Annotated in this window: 1 rRNA gene; it reads left to right on the forward strand. The window is 55.5% G+C overall.

What is annotated here, in order from left to right:
• A 23S ribosomal RNA gene (locus AWV70_RS21630) occupies positions 1–245 on the forward strand; the annotation flags it as partial.

A 245-nucleotide genomic window follows, 5' to 3' on the forward strand; every position in this document is an offset into this window, starting at 1 on the left:
TTAGTAGCGGCGAGCGAAACGGGAAGAGCCCAAACCAGGAAGCTTGCTTCCTGGGGTTGTAGGACACTCTATACGGAGTTACAAAGGGACGGATTAGACGAAGCGGCCTGGAAAGGTCCGCCATAGCGGGTAATAGCCCCGTAGTCGAAAGTCCGTCCCCTCCAGAGTGGATCCTGAGTACGGCGGAACACGTGAAATTCCGTCGGAATCCGGGAGGACCATCTCCCAAGGCTAAATACTCCCTA

This window comes from Sporosarcina koreensis, assembly GCF_001531445.1.
Taxonomy (GTDB): Bacteria; Bacillota; Bacilli; order Bacillales_A; family Planococcaceae; genus Sporosarcina; species Sporosarcina koreensis_C.